The 17,659-nt window shown below is 67.9% G+C and carries 15 protein-coding genes; 8 read left to right on the top strand and 7 right to left on the bottom strand.

What is annotated here, in order from left to right:
- Positions 1-41 precede the first annotated feature (41 nt).
- Both GXY47_12360 and GXY47_12355 read left to right on the top strand, forming a co-directional pair.
- Complete coding sequence (locus GXY47_12360) at positions 42-968, top strand: DUF169 domain-containing protein (GenBank protein ID NLV31933.1); 927 nt, start codon at positions 42-44, stop codon at positions 966-968.
- A 65-nt stretch (positions 969-1,033) separates the two neighbouring features.
- The gene (locus tag GXY47_12355; GenBank protein NLV31932.1) at positions 1,034-1,879 is read left to right on the top strand and encodes a hypothetical protein; all 846 of its coding nucleotides are present in this window, start codon (positions 1,034-1,036) and stop codon (positions 1,877-1,879) included.
- Positions 1,880-1,882: 3 nt separating this feature from the next.
- Here the strand turns inward: GXY47_12355 and GXY47_12350 are convergent, their stop codons facing one another.
- Complete coding sequence (locus tag GXY47_12350) at positions 1,883-2,329, bottom strand: nucleotidyltransferase family protein (protein ID NLV31931.1); 447 nt, start codon at positions 2,327-2,329, stop codon at positions 1,883-1,885.
- Between the two features lie 158 nt (positions 2,330-2,487).
- Complete coding sequence (gene pepT, locus GXY47_12345) at positions 2,488-3,753, bottom strand: peptidase T (GenBank protein ID NLV31930.1); 1,266 nt, start codon at positions 3,751-3,753, stop codon at positions 2,488-2,490.
- 220 nt (positions 3,754-3,973) lie between these two features.
- Between pepT and GXY47_12340 the strand changes: the two genes are divergently transcribed.
- The gene (locus tag GXY47_12340; protein ID NLV31929.1) at positions 3,974-4,426 is read left to right on the top strand and encodes a VOC family protein; all 453 of its coding nucleotides are present in this window, start codon (positions 3,974-3,976) and stop codon (positions 4,424-4,426) included.
- Positions 4,423-5,121 carry a transglutaminase domain-containing protein gene (locus tag GXY47_12335; GenBank protein ID NLV31928.1) on the top strand — a complete coding sequence of 233 codons (699 nt, stop codon included), beginning with the start codon at positions 4,423-4,425 and terminating at the stop codon, positions 5,119-5,121. The genes GXY47_12340 and GXY47_12335 overlap by 4 nt, the downstream gene beginning before the upstream one ends.
- Before the next feature lie 13 nt (positions 5,122-5,134).
- Here GXY47_12335 and GXY47_12330 read toward each other — a convergent pair whose 3' ends face one another.
- The 4 genes from GXY47_12330 to GXY47_12315 are packed head-to-tail and all read right to left on the bottom strand — an operon-like array spanning position 5,135 to position 10,349.
- Entirely contained in the window at positions 5,135-5,725 is a 591-nt protein-coding gene (locus GXY47_12330; GenBank protein ID NLV31927.1) for a sigma-70 family RNA polymerase sigma factor, read from the bottom strand.
- Between the two features lie 17 nt (positions 5,726-5,742).
- The gene (locus GXY47_12325; protein NLV31926.1) at positions 5,743-6,921 is read right to left on the bottom strand and encodes an aminotransferase class I/II-fold pyridoxal phosphate-dependent enzyme; all 1,179 of its coding nucleotides are present in this window, start codon (positions 6,919-6,921) and stop codon (positions 5,743-5,745) included.
- Positions 6,918-9,119 (bottom strand): transglycosylase SLT domain-containing protein, encoded by a 2,202-nt coding sequence (locus GXY47_12320; protein NLV31925.1) that lies wholly within the window; start codon positions 9,117-9,119, stop codon positions 6,918-6,920. The genes GXY47_12325 and GXY47_12320 overlap by 4 nt, the downstream gene beginning before the upstream one ends.
- Before the next feature lie 3 nt (positions 9,120-9,122).
- Positions 9,123-10,349 (bottom strand): hypothetical protein, encoded by a 1,227-nt coding sequence (locus GXY47_12315; GenBank protein NLV31924.1) that lies wholly within the window; start codon positions 10,347-10,349, stop codon positions 9,123-9,125.
- 422 nt (positions 10,350-10,771) lie between these two features.
- Here GXY47_12315 and GXY47_12310 point away from each other — a divergent pair, with 422 nt between their 5' ends.
- Entirely contained in the window at positions 10,772-11,584 is an 813-nt protein-coding gene (locus GXY47_12310) for a DUF1684 domain-containing protein (protein NLV31923.1), read from the top strand.
- A gap of 29 nt (positions 11,585-11,613) precedes the next feature.
- On the top strand, positions 11,614-12,144 hold the full coding sequence (locus tag GXY47_12305; protein ID NLV31922.1) for an ACT domain-containing protein: 531 nt from the start codon (positions 11,614-11,616) through the stop codon (positions 12,142-12,144).
- A gap of 3 nt (positions 12,145-12,147) precedes the next feature.
- Here the strand turns inward: GXY47_12305 and GXY47_12300 are convergent, their stop codons facing one another.
- Complete coding sequence (locus GXY47_12300) at positions 12,148-12,957, bottom strand: 3'-5' exonuclease (GenBank protein NLV31921.1); 810 nt, start codon at positions 12,955-12,957, stop codon at positions 12,148-12,150.
- 325 nt (positions 12,958-13,282) lie between these two features.
- Between GXY47_12300 and GXY47_12295 the strand changes: the two genes are divergently transcribed.
- Together GXY47_12295 and malQ are read left to right on the top strand one after the other, a co-directional pair.
- Positions 13,283-16,030, top strand: a complete 2,748-nt coding sequence (locus GXY47_12295; protein ID NLV31920.1) for a vitamin B12-dependent ribonucleotide reductase — start codon at positions 13,283-13,285, stop codon at positions 16,028-16,030.
- Between the two features lie 54 nt (positions 16,031-16,084).
- Positions 16,085-17,536: a 4-alpha-glucanotransferase gene (malQ, locus tag GXY47_12290; GenBank protein NLV31919.1), complete on the top strand. Its 1,452-nt coding sequence runs from the start codon at positions 16,085-16,087 to the stop codon at positions 17,534-17,536.
- Positions 17,537-17,659 lie beyond the last annotated feature (123 nt).

Here is a 17,659-nt window from a genome sequence, read left to right as displayed (position 1 = left end):
GTCCGCTTTCGGGTTACAATGGCCGCAAACGGGGAGGACTTATGGATTCGGGACAGGAAGAGAAGGGGTGGACGCGCAGGCATTTTGTGGCGACGGCGGCGGCCGGCACGGCCGTGCTGGCTTCGAGCGCCGCCGGAATGGCCGAGGCCCGCAGTGCCGCGGCGAAGGAGGCAACGCCCATGCAGCAGATGAACACGTACGGAAACGATCTTCTGAACATGCTGGTGCTCAGGACCTACCCGATCGCCATCAAGATGCTCAAGGATGAAAGCGGGATCCCCGCGGGGGCGGTGAGGCCGAAGCGCGACCTGGGGGAGCACTACTCCGCCTGCCAGGCTTTCGGCATCGTGCGACGGCGCGGTACGGCGCTCGCCATGTTCCTCGAGGACCACTGGTGCTTCGAGCCCATCATCGGCTATGGGCTGGTGGAGCCGCCCGCGGACTTCATGGAGGGTTCCGGGAGCGCCTTCTTCGTCCAGGACAGGGCGGCGGCCAGAAAGAGGACGCAGGAAATCTCGCTCCTCCCCCACGGGAAGTACGCGGGCATGGTGCTGGCGCCGCTCCACAAGGCCAATTTCGAGCCCGACCTGACCGTCTTCTACTGCAACGCGTCGCAGCTCCGGCACATGCTCTTCGCCCTGCTCCTCAAAAGCGGCACCCGCGTCACCTCCACCATCGACCCCCTCTGGTCCTGCGTCCACTCCGTGGTGCCCCCGCTCCTGACCGGGGAGTGCCAGGTGACGGTGCCGGACCCCGGCGAGTTCGAGCGCGGCGGGGTCGGGGACGACGAGATGATGTTCACCGTCCCGGCCTCGCGCATGGAAGAGATGATGTACGGCGTCTACCACTACGAGAAGGCGGGGATGGGCTACCGCAGCTTCGGCCGGGAGATGAAGGGCGATTTCGCCCAGCCCCCCTTCTACCTCGATTATTTCAGGAAGTGGGGCCTGGACGCGCCGAAGAAATAGCGGGAACAAGGTTCTTTTATTCATTCCCTCCCGGGATCTATAATGTCCTATCCCGGGAGGTTTCCATGAAACACGGCAACTGGATCGTTTTCCTGTGTCTCGCCTCGGCGCTCCCCGCGGCCCACGGGCAGATGCAGAAGTGCAGCATGGTTTCCGGCGGGGTCATGAACGGCCTCGACGGGAAATATACGGCCACCCTCACCTATAACCCGCTCCCCATGGGGAAGCCGGGCATGCTCCCCGGGCGCCCCTATGCGGGTGAGGAGATCGCGCAGCGGGTGAAGACCCTGCCCGACGGCTCCAGGGTGGTCGATCCCCGCCCCTCCACCTTCCACTACCGCGACTCGGCGGGGCGCACCCGCACCGAGCGCCCCCTGGCCAGGTCCTCGGTCATGAACCGCGCGAACATCCCGGTGGTCCCGGAGATCTTCGACCCGGTCGAGGGCGCCTGCGTCTACCTCGACACGGTCAACCGGGTGGCGCACCGCGTCCGGATCGAGCTGCCGGTCCGGGTGCTGACCCCCCCCGAGGGGTTGACCTTCCCCATGCCCGTAACGGTCGCCATGGGGGGGAAGTCGAACGCCGCCGCCGCGAGCGCCACGGAGCGGCTCGGGCCGATGACGATCGAGGGGGTGGAAGCCAGGGGAACCCGCACCACGACGACCTATCCCGCCGGCGCCATGGGGAACGACCAGCCGATGACGGTGTCCAGGGAAAACTGGGTTTCGGAGGAGCTCAACGTCACGGTGCTCTCGAAGGTGACCGACCCGCGCCAGGGGGAAGACCTCGAGGCGCTCGTCAACATCAGCCGCGAGGAGCCGGACGGCTCCCTGTTCGAGATCCCGCGCGGGTACCGGGTGGTGGAGGAGACCCTCCCCTTCCAGATCACCTTCTCGGGCCGGGCGGAGTGAGGCCTACTCCGCCCCGATGGCCTCGAGGTCGGCGAGGTCCTTCTTCCGGGCCAGGGCCTTTTTGTTCCGTATGAGTTCGCGGATCCCCAGGTAGCGTACGGGAAGGTCGCCGAGGAAGTCTTCCACGCTCCCGGCCAGGGCTTCTTCCCAGGAGACGCCCGTGATCGATGTCAGCAGGTCGATCCTGACCGGGGGAAATCCAAGCTGCACGACCTGGCCCGGCTGCTGAAAGTCCTCCGCCTTCAACCCGAGAGAACCGAATCCGAATTCCTTGAGCGATTTCAGAATTCGCGCTGCGTTGGCGGTATCCGCGTGAACCAGGATATCGAGATCTCCCGTGTAGCGCGGAGCGCCATGCCGGGCCAGGGCGTAGGCTCCGACGATGAGGCACTCAACTCCGTTCCTGTCGAACAACGCGAGCAGATCTCTGAAGTCGGGCTGAATTTCCATGGTTTTGCCTTCGCAGCAGTTCGACGGCGGCGACCCGCTCCTCGGGGCTCCGGCGCAGCCAATAGGCCAAGTCTTCCCTGATCGAGCAGTCCCGGGTCAACTCGAGAATCGTGACCGCTTTTTCCATCATCGGGATCCGCTCCTCCGGCATGTCATGATTATACCCTGTCCGGGCCGGGGGCGTTCCCGTTTTCGGCCCAGAGCCGGGCGAGGTTCACGATCGTGGCGACCGCGAGCTCCATGGCGCGGGAGGAGACCCACTCGAGCTTGCTGTGGGGGTTCTGCATCCCGGCGAACAGGTTCGGGGTGGGGAGCCCCATGAAGGAGAGGCGCGCGCCGTCGGTCCCCCCGCGCACGGCGTGGCGGAAGGGGGTGACGCCCGCCTGCCGCATCGCACGCTCGGCCATGGCGACGACCCGGGGGTGCCGCCCGAGCACCTCCTTCATGTTGCGATAGCTGTCGATGATCTCGAGCCCCACCGTGACCCCGGGGAAGCGCCTCTCCGTCTCCGCCGCCATCTCCCCGAGCAACGCTCCCTTGGCCGCCATCCCCTCCGTTTCGAAGTCCCGCAGGAGCACCTTGAGCCGCGCGAGCTCCTCGTTGCCGCCGAGGTCGTGGGGGTGCAGGTACCCTTCCCGCCCCTCCGTCGTCTCCGGCTTCATCCCCTCCGGAAAGAGGGAGAGGAAATGGCCCGCCGCGTAGAGCGAATTCACGAGGATCCCCTTGGCGTAGCCGGGGTGGGTGTTCCGCCCCGCGAAGGTGACGACGGCCGTCTGCGCGTGGAAGGTCTCGTCGCTGATCTCCCCGATGTCCCCCCCGTCGACGGTGTAGGCGAAGTCGGCGCCGAACCCCTGGACGTCGAAAAACGCCGTCCCGTTCCCCACCTCCTCGTCGGGGGTGAAGGCGATCCTGATCGTCCCGCGCCGCTCAGCCGGGTGCGTCGTCCAGTATTGGACCGCCGTCATGATCGCCGCGATGCCCGCCTTGTCGTCCGCCCCGAGCAGGGTGGTGCCGTCCGAGGTGACGATGTCGGCCCCGACCTGGCTCCGCAGGACGGGGTTTTCCCTGATCACCTGCGCCGGGTCGCCCGGGAGCGCGATGTCGCCGCCGGCGTAGTTTTCGTGAACGACCGGGCGCACGCCGGTCCCGCTGACCGAGGGGGAGGTGTCGAGGTGGGCGATGAAGCCGACGGCGGGGACGGCGGCCGCCTCCGCGGGGGGGAGGGTGGCCGGGACGGTGGCGTAGACGTAGCCGTGCTCCTCGTCGAGGCGCACCTCCCGCACCCCGAGTTCCCGGAGTTCCTCCACGAGCAGCCGGGCGAGGGTGAACTGCTTCTCCGTGCTCGGGACCCGGAGCTCCTCTTCTTTGGACTGCGTGTCGATTGCGGCGTAGCGCACCAGCCTCTCCACGACCTTCGGTTTGATCTCCACGGCCCCTTCCCCTTTGTCCGGACGGTTTTCGGAAGTATCCGCCCGCGCCCCGGGCTGCACCGAGTATACTTGCTTTCAGCGCGAAGCGACACGATTTTGGCCCGGGGAGCGGGAGGCCGATTTCCTCCTGCGCGCGGGGTATAATGGAGGCGGGCGTATGAAAAAGGGGACGGGTCTGCTGGCTTTGATGTTTCTGGGAGGGATGGTCATGAACATGAGTGCGGCCGACGGCAACGACGAGGCGGTCGGTTTCGGGATCGCCCACCACCATGTCGGCATCAGCGTGCCGGACGCCGAGGCGTCCGCCGCCTGGTACGGCCGGATGCTGGGGTTCGAGGTGATCGCGCGGATGAAGGAGGACGGCGCGCAGAAGATGAACATCGTGCATATCCGCCGGGGCAACTGCTACATCGAGCTGTTCGAGGTGGAGGGGGCGAAGCCCCTGCCCGATTACCGGCGCGACCCCTCGGCCGATTTCGGAGTGCACGGCCTCAAGCACATGGCTTTCGAGGTGGCCGACGTCGCCGCCGCCGTCGCCGAGCTCCGGGCCAAGGGGGCCGAGGTCGCCTTCGGGCCGGTCGATACCCCCGGGGTGGCCTTCGTCTTCATCCGGGACAACGCCGGGAACCCCTTCGAGCTGATCCAGTACAAGCAGCCGCAGCCGTGAGCGTCGAAAGGGAGGACCTGGCGCCCTGGCTCCGGCCGACGGACATCATCGACGCGGACCACCCCGATATCCTCGCCTTTGTCGCCCGGCACGCCGCGGGCGCCGCGGACGAGCGGGAGCGGGCGGTGCGCCTCTACCGCGCCGTGCGGGACGGGATCCGCTACGACCCCTACACCCCGTTTCACCTCCCGGAGCACTACCGGTCGAGCCGCGTGCTCCGGGCGGGACGCGGCTTCTGCATCCCCAAGGCGTCGCTCCTGTGCGCGGCCGCGCGCGCGGCCGGCATCCCCGCCCGGCCCGGGTTCGCCCACGTGCGCAACCACCTCGCCACCCGGCAGCTGCTCGAGTACCTCGGCTCCGACCTGTTCGCCTGGCACGCCTTCGCCGAGCTCCACCTCGGGGGGAAATGGGTGAAGGCCACCCCCGCCTTCAACCGGGAGCTGTGCGAGCGGCACGGCGTGCCGCCGCTCGAGTTCGACGGGCTCGAGGACTCCATCTTCCAGCCCTTCAACGGGGAGGGGCGCCGCTACATGGAATACGTCGCTTTCCTCGGCAGCTTCGATGACATCCCCGTGGCCGAAATCGTCGCCGGCTTCCGCGCCGCCTACGGCGAGGAGCGGGTCCGGGGCTGGATCGAGAGCCACGAAAGACGGCAGGCCCCCCGCCCGCGGTTCGAGACCGAAGAGGTGGTCTAGCCGGGAACCGCGGTTATTTGCGCATGGCGCGTTCCAGCAGTTCGCGCAGCCGGGTGCGGGCGCGGAACACCTTCAGGCGGGCCGCCTGCTCGGTGCACTGCATGATTTCGGCCATCTTCGGGTAGGGGACCCCCTCCAGGTCGCGCAGGACGATGGCCGTGCGCTGCTGCTCGGGGAGCTGGTCCAGCATCCGGTGCAGGAGCGCCGCCACCTGCTTCTGGTCCTCCTCGGTTTCCAGCGGCGGTTCGTTCTGGCTGATCAGCGTCTCCAGCCGGTTGGAATCCTCCAGGCTCAGTTCGCTGAAGGTGTGCACCTTGTGGCGCCGGAGCTTGCGGAGTTCGTCGTAGCACTGGTTGGCGGCGATGCGGTAGAGCCAGGGGAAGAAGGGGCGGCGGTTGTCGAACTTGGAGAGGGAAAAATAGACCTTGGTGAAGATCTTCTGGGAGACGTCCTCGGCGTCGTTGCGGGAGCCGAGGTAATGATAGACGAGGTTGAGGACCGATTGCTGGTACTTGCGGACCAGGGTCTCGAAGGCGCTCGCGTCCCCTTCGCGGCACCGGGTCACCAGGAGGCGGTCTTCATCCGAGTCCGTGTCTTTCCACACGCAGGGATCTTAGCGTATCAGGGCTTTGGGGAGCCAGAGGATATGCGGAGCAGCCGCTCTTTTGCCTCGACGAGGGTCTCCTCCCGCTTGCAGAAGCAGAAGCGGACGATGCCGCCGCCGCGGCCGGGGTGGTGAAAGAAGCTGCTCCCGGGGACGACGGCGACGCCGGCCTCCTCGACCAGGCGGCGGGTGAAGGCGGTGTCGCTCTCGGCGCTGAGCCGGCCGTAATCGGCCATGATGTAGTAGGCCCCCTGGGGGGGCGCCGCGGCGAAACCGGCCTCGCCGAGGGCCCCGACGAGGAGGTCGCGCCTCTCCTGGTAGGCGGCGGCCAGGCGGGAGTAGTACGCGGGCGGCAGGCCGAGTGCCGCGACGGCGGCCTCCTGCAGCGGCGCGGGCGCCCCCACGGTGAGGAAGTCGTGCACCTTGCGGATGCCCCGGGTCAGGTGCGGGGGGGCGATGGCCCACCCGACGCGCCACCCGGTCACGCTGTAGGTCTTGCTCATCCCGTTGATGGTGATGGTCCGGTCCCGCATCCCCTCGACGGTGGCGATGGAGCGGTGCTCCAGGCCGTCGTAAACGATGTGCTCGTAGATCTCGTCGGTGACGGCATAGGCGTCCCAGCGGATGCACAGGTCGGCGATCACCCCGAGTTCCCGCGGGCCGAAGACCTTCCCGGTGGGGTTGTTGGGCGTGTTGAGGATGACGGCGCGGGTGCGGCTGTTGAACGCCCGCTCGAGCTCCCCGGGGTCGAAGCTCCAGTCGGGGGGGCGCAGGGGGACGAAACGGGGGACCGCCCCGGAAAGGACGGTGTCGGGGCCGTAATTTTCATAGAAGGGTTCGAAGATCACCACCTCGTCCCCGGGGTCGACGACGGCCAGGAGGCTCGCGATCATCGCCTCGGTCGACCCGCAGGTGACGGTGATTTCGCGCTCCGGGTCGATCTCGCGCTTCCACCGGGCCCCGGTTTTCGCGGCGATGGCGGCGCGCAGCCTCGGGGCGCCCCAGGTGATGGCGTACTGGTTGACGTCCTCCATGATCGCGCGGCAGGCCGCTTCCTTGATTTCGGCCGGGGCGGGGAAATCGGGCATCCCCTGGGCCAGGTTGACGGCGCCGTGGAGCCGGGCCAGGCGCGTCATCTCGCGGATGACCGATTCGGTGAAGCGTTCGGCTTTCTGCGACAGCTGGGGACGGTTCATTCGCTCTTTTCCTGCGCCGCCAGGGGTGCGCCCGATAGTAATACCCTGTAGCGGGAGCGGTTGTCCAGGACGCGGCGCACGTAATTGCGGGTTTCGCGGAAGGGGATCCGTTCGATGAATTCGTCCATGTCGGGCTCGCCGAACTTTTCGAGCCAGAGCTTCACCCGGGAGCCCCCCGCGTTGTAGGCCGCCAGCGCCAGGTCTTCCCTCCCGTACCGCTCGAGCTGGTCGGCCAGGTAGCGGGTCCCGAGAGCGATGTTGACGGCGGGGTCGTAGAGCCGGGCGGCGCTGTATCCGCGGATCCCGGCCTTGCGCGCCAGGCTCCGGCCCGTGGAGGGGAGGATCTGCATCAGGCCGCGGGCGTTCGCGCGGGAGCGGGCTTTCGGGTTGAAGGCCGATTCCTGCCGGATGAGACCCAGGACCAGGGCGGGTTCCACCCCCCTGCGGGCGGCCTCCGCTGCGACGGCGTCGCGGTGGAGCGTCGGGTACAGGAGGTCGCGGGCCTCGGCGGGGAGATCGGCCAGCGGGCGGGCGGCGTATTCGGGATACACGCTGTAGAGGTTCGAAATGGCCCCGTGGTAGTCCTGGCCCCGGGCGCAGACCCGGGCCATCAGGTACTGGAGGAGGCGCCGGTTTTCGGGCCGGCCGCGGAGCGCGTGCCGGAGCTCCTCGAGGGCGAGAGGCTCGAGCCCGGCGGCCGCGAGCTGTTCGGCGCGGTCGATCGGGCCGGCCGCCGCGCCGTCCGGACCGCCGATCGGGACCGGTGCGTATCCGAGCTTGTCGACGCGGGCCTGGAAGGAGTGGAAGTCGCCCGTCCCCGTCCCCTTCCCCGACGGCGGCAGCTCCCGCGCCCTGGCGCGGGCCAGGTCGCCGTAGAAGGTGTCGGGGACGAGGGCCGCGGCGCGCCCGTAGAGGTAGCGCGCCCGGGCGGCGTCCCCCAGCTTCCCGTAGCAGCGGCCCATCCAGTAGAGCGCGGGGGCGGCCGCGGGGGGGTCGGGATGGGCCGACACGTATCCGGCGAAGGCGGCGGCCGCCTGTTCGAAGCGCCCGCCGAGCCAGGCGTACAGCGCCAGTTTCCACCGGGCCCGCTCCGCGTGCCGCCCCCGGGGGAAAGCCTCGAGCAGGACCCGGTAGGCGTTTTCCGACTCCGCGTCCTCGTACCGGGTGTCGTACCAGGTCGCCACGGAGTAGCAGAGCTCCTCGGTGTCGGCCGATGCGGGGTGGAGTTTGAGGGCCCGGTCCCGCGCCGCCAGGAAGAGCTTTTCGTTCCCCTGCCGCCGCCGGCAGCCCCCCTCCAGGTAAAGGGCCCGGGCGTGCAGGCTCGGGTCGTCGGCGCTGATCTTCGCGAGCGAAATCAGGGCCGAGGAGGTTCGTTCGAGCGCGTAGTCGGCCTCGGCCAGCAGCAGGGTCCGCTTCTGCGAAGAGCCGGAATCGGGGGCCGAAACCCGGCCCAGGGCCAGCAGGAGGGTGCGGGCTTCGGAGTTCCTCCCCGCCGCGAGCAGCTTCTCGGCGCGCCGCAGGCGGGGCGCGTAGTTCCGTTTCCCCGCGAGCGCCCCGGGGGAGAGGGCCTCGAGGGCGCGTCCCGCCTTTTCGGCATGGGGGGTTGCGGGGCTTTCGGACCAGACCGTGAGGTAGAGGGGGACCGCCCCGGCCCTGTTCCCCTCGAGTTCGAGGGCCCGGGCCCGGGTGTAGAGGGCCTCCGGGTCGGTGTACGCGGCCAGCAGCCCGGGCACCGGCCCGGCCTCGCCGAGTTCGAGCAGGGAGGCGCACTGGCCCATGACGGCTTCCCGCTCGAGCGGAGAACCGGGGTGGCGCTCGGTGAGGGTACGGAACGCCTGGCGCGCCTCCCGGTACTGTTTCAGCTCAAAGTGGGCTTTGGCCCGGTAGAGCAGGGCGTAGTCGGCGACCAGAAAGGACGGGGCGCCCGGCCCGGGGAGGGTGTCGAGCGCTTCGGCCCAGCGCCCGGCCTCGAAGTGGTCCACGCCCCGCCCGAGCGCCTCGAGCGGCGCGAGGGGGAGACGTCGGTCGTCGGGGTCCCACCGCTGGAGCCCCGCCGGGGGCGGGGGCGGATCGATCGATACGCCCGCGGGGGGGGGCGCGAGGCACGCGGCGAGCAGGGGGGCCGCAAGCGCGGAGAGGCAGAGGGGGCTCAGTCGTTCACGGCGCCCCCCTCCTCGAGATTTTCGGAATACGTGCACTGGCTAACTTTCAATCCTGGGCCCCGGATAGTCGCTTCCGAGCGTCGAGGGGTCGTTATCCCCCAGAATGCGGACGATCTCGTCGTGAAAATAATCGATCCGGTCGGCCACGGTCGGGGAGACCCGTTTTTCGTACATCTCGCGGCTCCGGTCGATGTCGCGCTTCAGCCTCAGGTAGAGATCCTGGTTCTGGCGCCCCTCCGTGACGTGGGTCTCGTTGTAGAGCTTGATTTCCGATACCAGGAGGCGGGCGAACCGCTTGGCGTCCGCGTGCAGCCTCTCGTCCTCGCCGGCGGGGGAGTCCTCCGCCTGGGCTGAAGAGGCGGAAGCCTCGAAGCCGCTCCCCGCCCAGTCTCCGAACTCGTGTCCGGGTTCTTCCGGCGCGGCGCCTGGCGCGGCCTCCGCCCCCGGGGCATCTTCCGCCTGCGGCGGCGGCGGCGCGGGCTCCGTCGGCCCGGCCTGCGGTTTGGGTTCTTCGCGGGTTTCGGGAAGGCCGTCGCCGGGTGCGGGTGCGGCCGGTTCGCGGAATTCGCGCAGGAGCCGGAGCGCGATGTTTTCGAGGCGCAGGGCGGTGAAATTCACGAGGATGGAGAGCGCCTGCGGCCTTGCCGAGACGCCGTCCCCCCCCCCGGCAACCAGCAGGGCGACGGGGCGGTCGAGCACGCGGAGCGCCTGGAGGCGCCAGGGGCCCCGGCACTCCGCCTGGATGGGCGCGAGCGAGGGGGCTTCGGGCAGGCTGGAGGCTTCCACGGGCGTCGCGGCGGCGAGGGCGTCCCCGAATTCGGGACACGCGTCCGGGGAAAAGGAATCGGCCCCGATCGTCCTGGCGGCGTCCTCGGCGAACCCCCTCGACGACCAGCCGGTGAGCCGTCCGTCGCGCAGCGCGAACAGGGCGACGCGCGCGGAGCAGCGGGCCGCCGCGTCGAGCAGGAGGGTGAGGATCTGTTCCTGGGTCTCCATCCGGCCCAGGTCGTGCGTGAATTGTGCCAGGGCCTCCGATTCCAGGTCGCGTGCCCGGATCGACTCCTCGAGCATCCCGTCCAGCGCGGGCGCCATCGCGGGGAGTTCGACACGCCGCAGCGCCTCTATCTTCTGTTCGAGCTGCCCGATCCCCGCGGCGAGGGAACGGCGGACCTGCTCCAGCTCGTCATTGAGCGCTTCGAGCTGCGGCGAGAGGGTTTTATAGGCCTGTTCCCGAAGCCGATCGGCACATTCTCTTGCGGAGGGCATGGATCGCTCCTAATCACTCAAATTTGTGTGAAGACTATCGAAAGCCCCCGGGGGTGTCAACCGGGATCGCGGACTGCGGGCGAAAAAGGAAGGGCGGCGGGGGTGGAATCTTCCATCCCCCGCCGCCCCCTGAAAGGAGGTGTTGTACTGGGTTTGAGGGTCTCCTTTCAATAACGACATTCTCCCGGAAAGGTTGCAGTTTATCCCCGAAAACTTTCGTCTCCGGCGCGGCTGCGGGCCGCACCCGGTCCCTTATCGGCAGGAGTTTCGGACCGCGATTGTGACCCGGGTCACATTTTCGGGTAAACCCCATGGAGCATCTACTTATGGAAACATCCGGCTCCGGGGGTCGTATCTTAGTCAAGCGGCGGCCCCGGGGAGCCCTCCGGGCCGGCAGGATGAAAACTCAGGGAGGTCGAGGAATGAACAGGCGATCGGGAGTGCGCCGGCGGACGCTCTGCGCCGCCTGTGGGTTGTTCGCGCTGGCGCTGTCAGGGTGCGGGCGCGCGCCGTCCCCCCCTGAGGGGGCCCCCCCTGAAGGAGCCCCCGGGGCGTCCGCGCCCGAGGCGTCCGCGCCCGAGGCGTCCGCGCCCGAGGTGTCCGCGCCCGAGGTGTCCGCGCCCGGGACGTCCGCGCCCGGGGCGTCCGCCCTCCTCCTGGAAAGGGAGGCGAAGGACGAGGCCTTCAGGTCGGGGGCGGAGTCCCCCATCCCCGCCGCCGGGCGCGCGGCGTTCCGGGGCCTTTCCTATTACCCCGTCGATCCCTCGCTCAGGTTTTCGGTGCGGCTCCGTCGCTACGAGGTCGCCTCCCCCGTGCGCATGGGGACCAACACCGGCGAGGTCCGCGACGCCCTCCGCTACGGCTGGTTCGAATTCCGGGTGGGGGACCGCGACTGCCGCCTGGAGGTCTTCCGCTTCGCAGATACCGCCTCCCCCTCGCTCTTCGTCCCGTTCCGGGACGCCACCTCGGGGGACGAGACCTACGGGGCCGGCCGCTATATCGATCTGGCGGAAAACACTTCGGGGACCTACGACCTGGATTTCAACCGGGCGTACAACCCCTACTGCGCCTACAATCCCGATTACAGCTGCCCGCTGCCGCCGGCGGCCAACACCCTCTCCGTTCCCGTCAGGGCGGGCGAAAGGAAATTCCCGCCCGCCGGCAAGACCGGGAAGCTGCGGCGGAAGGTGGGGGCGAAAGGGCTTTCCGGCGTCCCGAAGACGGTGCTATCATGAAACCACTCATCCAATCGACAAGGAGCCCTATGGCAGATCTCAACGCCGATCTCAAGGAACTGCTGAGCCGCACCGAACTGGTGGTATTTCCCGAGGACTACGTCGCCGTCGACCTTCCGGTGGGGACTCACCCCATCCCGGGCGAGTGGTTCCGTCCGGCCACCACGCGTTTTGCTCTGATCGTCCAGGAGCCCAAGTCGGTCACCATGGTGGTGCCCCGCCGCAAATGGCTGCGCATGAAAGGCATGCTGGAGAAGTACGACGTGAAGGGGCTGGTGAAGATCATCGGCTTCGACAAGAAGCTCTCGCTCGTCACCACCGGCTACATGTGCGCCGTCGGGACCGTGCTGAGCGACAACGGCATCCGGGCCGTCCCGACCTCGACCTTCAAGAGCGACCAGATCATCGTCCCCAAGGAAGAACTCCCGCGGGCGGTAAGGGTGCTCAGGGAGTTCCTGGCCGCCTGCAGGAAGAAGCCCGCCCGGACCCCGGTGAAGAAGGGCGCGGCGCGCCCGGCCGGTAAAAAGAGTCCCGTTCCGGCCGCCAGGAAGAAGGGGTAGGGCTCAGGCGCCTTCCCCGGGGAAGCGGCAGCGCTCCAGGAAGTCCTGCAGGAAGTTGTCCGGCCCGGCCTGCGCCGCCCGCTCGGCCAGGTCCGCCCGGGCCGCGGCCAGGGCTTCGCGGTAGGATTCTGGCGTCAGCCGGCCCCGCAGCAGCTCCACCCGCAGAAAAAGCAGGTAGGTCTGCACCACGTCGGTGACGCAGTACTGGTTGATCTCCTTCTGCCGCCCCTGCCGGAAGAGATATTCGACGTCATCCCCTTCGATGCTGTACTTTCCGGGAAGCCCGATCAGCCGCGTCAGGACATCGAGCGAACTGCGCCGGTGCGCGGCGCCGAAATTCGACAGGAAATCGCAGAGGTCGATGTGGTAGGCGTCGCTGTAGCGGCTGCCGCGGAAGGTGCTCCGCCCCTGGTCCGCCCCGAAGTAGCGGGGGAGGGAGAGGCCGAACTTCAGCGCGCGGGTTTCCAGCACGGGGAGGTCGAACCCGCGGCCGTTGAAGGTGACCATCGTCCGGGCGCTCTCGAAAATGCTCCAGAACCTGGCGACCAGGTCCTCCTCCGAAAAGCGGTCGGCCCCCAGGCACCCGAGCGACAGGATCCGGTACTTTTCGTCCGCCTGCATCGTGGAGATGGCTATCGGGATATGGAAAGGGATGGGGAAAAAGTCGCTCTGCTGGTTGCTCTTCTCCAGGATCCGGTCCCGGGCGGTGTCATAGGCCTGGTCCAGCGTCAGGCTGTTCTCGGGGTCGTAGATCTCCTTCACCAGATCCTTGTCGACGCGGGTCTCGATATCGAAAACGAGGTACTGGACCATGTCACCTTCCGGGGGGGCGGTTTGTTTTTGGAGTGCCATTGTGAAAGATAACGCCCCGGATGTCAAACGGGATGCGGGGGCGGCCGGCCGGGGACCGTAACCTGCGACTGTTGAGGGATTTATCCGACTTTATGCAACATATTGTGGTGAGTCGGGCATTGGAGTACCATATTTAGTAGAACTTTTGGGATAATTTGATTGACAGCGCCGACGCCGTTCGTGTAAAAACCGGACATACCCTTTGAGGCGGTTACACTCCCGCATGCGGTGGAGGTCGCGGCGGAGTCATCCCATTTTATAGATATCAGCAGGGAGGAGTCTTCTCATGAGCAGCAACAAAGTGGTTCCAATGGAAAATGCCGCCTTGAAAGGAATGGCTGTGCAGCGGCAGGACGCCGAGGGGCTCGAGTTCCCCCGCCACTTCACGAAGGAGGGGACGAATCCTTACGACACGGTGGAGTGGGAAGAGCGCTCGGCCGTCATCACGAGTGAAAAAGGGGACGATCTCTTCCGCCAGGACGGGGTGGAGATCCCGAAAAGCTGGTCCCAGACGGCGACCAATATCGTCGTGAGCAAGTATTTCCACGGCCAGGTCGGGACGCCGCAGCGGGAGCGGAGCGTGCGCCAGCTCATGGAGCGGGTCGCGCGCACGATCACCGGGTGGGGGATCGAGGGGGGCTATTTCGCCTCCGCCGCGGATGCCCAGACCTTTCACGACGAGCTGGTCTACCTGCTGCTGCACCAGTACGCCGCGTTCAACTCCCCCGTCTGGTTCAACTGCGGGATCGAGCCCAATCCCCAGTGCTCCGCATGCTTCATCAACTCGGTCCAGGACACCATGGATTCGATCCTGTCGCTCGCGCATACCGAGGGGAAGCTGTTCAAGTTCGGTTCGGGGACCGGCACCAATTTTTCCCCCCTGCGCTCCTCCCGCGCCCGGCTCTCCGGGGGGGGGACCGCCTCCGGCCCGGTCAGTTTCATGAAGGGGTTCGACGCCTTCGCCGGGGTGATCAAGAGCGGGGGGAAGACGCGCCGGGCGGCCAAGATGGTCATCCTCGACATCGACCACCCCGATATCGAGGAATTCATCGAGTGCAAGGCGAAGGAGGAGAAGAAGGCCTGGACCCTGGTGGCCTCGGGCTACGACAGCGCGGTGGACGGGGAGGCCTACAGCAGTGTCTTCTTCCAGAACGCCAACAACAGCGTCCGCGTCAACGACGAGTTCATGTGCCAGGTGGAACAGAACGGGAGCTGGATGACGCGGGAGCGCCCCTCCGGGGAGATCGTCGACACCTACGCCGCCCGTGACCTGATGCACAAGATCGCCGCCTCCTGCCACGCCTGCGGCGACCCCGGCATGCAGTACGACACCACCATCAACCGCTGGCATACCTGCAAGGCGTCGGGCCGCATCAACGCGTCCAACCCCTGTTCGGAATACATGTTCCTGGACGATTCGGCCTGCAACCTGGCCTCCTTCAACCTGCTGAAGTTCATGGGCCCGGACGGCGAGTTCGACGTCGAGGGGTTCCGCCGGGCGGTCGACATCATGATCACGGCGCAGGACATCATGGTCGACAACGCCAGCTACCCGACCGAAAAGATCGACAAGAACAGCCGGGAATTCCGCCCGCTGGGGCTGGGCTACGCCAACCTGGGGGCCCTGCTCATGCACAGCGGCCTGGCCTACGACAGCGACGAGGGACGGAATTACGCCGCGGCGGTCTCGGCGGTCCTGACCGGGGAGTCCTACCTGCAGTCTTCGCGCATCGCGGCCCGGCTGGGGGCGTTCACGGCCTATGCCCGGAACCGCGATTCCTTCATGGACGTCATGCGCTCCCACCGCGCCGCGGTGCAGAACATCCAGGCGGAGTGCGTTCCGGAGCCGCTCGCGCGGGCGGCCCAGGAGTGCTGGGACCTGGTGGTGCTCGAGGGGGCCGAACACGGCTTCCGCAACGCCCAGGCCACGGTCCTGGCGCCCACGGGCACCATCGGTTTCATGATGGACTGCGATACGACCGGGGTGGAGCCGGACCTGGCCCTGGTGAAGTTCAAGAAGCTGGTGGGCGGCGGGGTCATGAAGATCGTCAACCAGACCGTTCCGGCCGCCCTGGCCAGGCTGGGCTATACCGGGGAGCAGATCGGCGCCATCACCGCCTATATCGACGAGAACGGCATGATCGAGGGGGCCCCCCACGTGAAGGCGGAGCACCTGCCGGTGTTCGACTGCGCCTTCAAGCCGCAGCGCGGCGACCGGTCGATCCACTACCTGGGGCACATCAAGATGATGAGCGCGGTGCAGCCGTTCATCTCGGGCGCCATCAGCAAGACCGTCAACGTGCCCGAGAGCATCACCGTCGACGAGATCGCCGACCTCTACACGCAGGCCTGGCGCCTGGGGGTGAAGGCCATCGCCATCTACCGCGACAATTCCAAGCGGACGCAGCCGCTCAACGCGTCGGGGGGGTCGAAGGCCGAAGCGGCCAAATCGGCGGTCCCGGAATTCAAGCCGGTGCGGCGCAAGCTTCCCGTGGAACGGAGGGCCATCACCCACAAGTTCAGCATCGCCGGGCATGAAGGGTATATCACGGTCGGGATGTACGACGACGGGCAGCCGGGGGAGATCTTCCTGGTCATGGCCAAGGAGGGGAGCGCCATATCCGGCCTGATGGACTCCTTCGCCACCGCGATCTCCCTGGCGCTGCAGTACGGGGTGCCGCTGCGGGTGCTGATCGACAAGTTCAGCCATGTCCGCTTCGAGCCCTCGGGGCACACGGGGAACGCGGAGGTCCCGTTCGCCAAGTCGATCGTCGATTACATCTTCCGCTGGCTGGCTTCCAAGTTCCTCCCGGTGGATGAGCAGTTGCAGACCGGGGTCCACGTGAGGGAGACGGCCGTCGCCGAGGCCCGGGAAACCGTCGTCCCCGATGCCGGGCCCAAATCGCTCAACGACATGAAATCGATGTACGCGCTCGACGACGCCCCCAGTTGCGCCTCGTGCGGCAGCATCATGGTACGCAACGGTTCCTGCTACAAGTGCATGAACTGCGGCGAGACCAGCGGCTGTTCGTAATCGGGTCCGCGGGCGCCGGGCGGACGGTCCGGCGCCCCCGGGCCGGGTGCTCCCATGCGTCAGAGCGGCATCCTGCTTCATCCCACCTCGCTTCCGGGCGATTTCGGCATAGGGGACCTGGGGGCCGGGGCCTGCCGCTTCGCCGACTTCCTCGCCGAAAGCGGGTGCGGGCTGTGGCAGGTCCTCCCCCTGGGACCGACCGGGTTCGGCCATTCCCCGTACCAGGCGTATTCCGCCATGGGGGGGAACCCGCTGCTGGTGAGCCTTCAGCCCCTGGTGGAGCGGGGGCTCCTCGCTCCGGGGGAGCTGGCGTCCCCCCCCCTTTTCCCCGGGGACCGCGTCGATTTCGACGCGGTGATCCCCTGGCGGAAGCGGCTGCTCGGCCGGGCGGCGCGCGCGTTTTTCCGCAAGGGTCCGCCCGACCCGCAGTTCGAGCGTTTCTGCGCCGACGAGGATGGGTGGCTCGAGCCCTTCGCCCGCTTCGCCGCCTTGAGGGAGGCCCACAACGAGGCGCCCTGGACCGACTGGGACCCGGGCGCCGTCCCTGACGAAGAGGCCGCCCGGGCCCAGAAATTCATCCAGTTCGAATTTTTCCGGCAGTGGCGCGGGCTGAGGGCCTACTGCCGAGAGCGGGGGATCCGCATCATCGGCGACCTCCCGATTTTCGTCGCGCACGACAGCGCCGACGTCTGGGCCCACCGCGCGCTCTTCGACCTGGACGAGCGGGGGCGCCCCCTCACGGTTGCCGGCGTCCCCCCCGATTATTTCAGCGCCACCGGGCAGCTCTGGGGGAACCCGCTCTACCGCTGGGGGGAGATGGAGCGCACCGGGTACCGCTGGTGGATCGAGCGGGTGCGCGCGGCGCTCGGGACGGCCGACATCATCCGGCTGGACCACTTCCGCGGGTTCGAAAAGTATTACGAGATCCCCGGGGGGGCGGCCGACGCCTCGGTCGGGCGCTGGGTGCCCGGTCCCGGGGAGCGCTTCTTCGCGGCCCTCGAGGCCGAACTGGGCCCCCTCCCCTTCATCGCCGAGGACCTGGGGTACATTACCCCCGGGGTCCTCGCCCTGCGCGACCGCCTGGGGTTTCCCGGGATGAGGGTGCTGCAGTTCGCCTTCGGGGACGAGTCGCGCGCCAACCCCCACAAGCCGTACAACTTCACCCGGAACTCGGTGGTCTACACCGGGACGCACGACAACGACACCACCGCCGGGTGGTTTGCGGCCGGCCGGACCCGGGGGGAGGCGGCAGCGGCGCTCCGCTACATGGGCACGGACGGAAGCGACGGGGTCCTGGACCTCGTCCGGCTGGCGCTCGGGTCGGTGGCCGACACCGCCGTCATCCCGATGCAGGACCTCCTGGGGCTGGGGAGCGAGGCGCGCATGAACACCCCCTCGACGGTCGGGGGGAACTGGCTCTGGAGGATGCGGCCGGACGCTCTCACGCGGGAGGGCGCGGCCCGGCTGCGGGAGATGAACCGCAGGTACGGGCGCGGCGGTGTTTAACCCGCATTATTCATGAGGGTACGTCGCGAGGCGGCGCAGGTGGGCGTGGATACAAGGCGCGAGCCGGGAGGATTCCGCAGGCGTACTGGACGGTACGTCGAGGAATCCGACCAAGCGTAACGC

The organism is Acidobacteriota bacterium (genome assembly GCA_012729555.1).
Lineage (GTDB): Bacteria > Acidobacteriota > UBA6911 > UBA6911 > UBA6911 > UBA6911.
Note: the sequence above shows the minus strand (reverse complement) of the source record. Positions and strands in the feature narration are given on the sequence as shown.

Coding starts and splice junctions, on each gene's coding strand:
- GXY47_12300 (NLV31921.1), bottom strand. CDS start 12,957: ATGGTCCAGTACCTCGTTTTCGATATCGAGACCCGCGTCGACAAGGAT.
- GXY47_12325 (NLV31926.1), bottom strand. CDS start 6,921: ATGAACCGTCCCCAGCTGTCGCAGAAAGCCGAACGCTTCACCGAATCG.
- GXY47_12355 (NLV31932.1), top strand. CDS start 1,034: ATGAAACACGGCAACTGGATCGTTTTCCTGTGTCTCGCCTCGGCGCTC.
- GXY47_12315 (NLV31924.1), bottom strand. CDS start 10,349: ATGCCCTCCGCAAGAGAATGTGCCGATCGGCTTCGGGAACAGGCCTAT.
- GXY47_12310 (NLV31923.1), top strand. CDS start 10,772: ATGAACAGGCGATCGGGAGTGCGCCGGCGGACGCTCTGCGCCGCCTGT.
- malQ (NLV31919.1), top strand. CDS start 16,085: ATGCGTCAGAGCGGCATCCTGCTTCATCCCACCTCGCTTCCGGGCGAT.
- GXY47_12305 (NLV31922.1), top strand. CDS start 11,614: ATGGCAGATCTCAACGCCGATCTCAAGGAACTGCTGAGCCGCACCGAA.
- GXY47_12350 (NLV31931.1), bottom strand. CDS start 2,329: ATGGAAATTCAGCCCGACTTCAGAGATCTGCTCGCGTTGTTCGACAGG.
- GXY47_12295 (NLV31920.1), top strand. CDS start 13,283: ATGAGCAGCAACAAAGTGGTTCCAATGGAAAATGCCGCCTTGAAAGGA.
- GXY47_12340 (NLV31929.1), top strand. CDS start 3,974: ATGAGTGCGGCCGACGGCAACGACGAGGCGGTCGGTTTCGGGATCGCC.
- GXY47_12360 (NLV31933.1), top strand. CDS start 42: ATGGATTCGGGACAGGAAGAGAAGGGGTGGACGCGCAGGCATTTTGTG.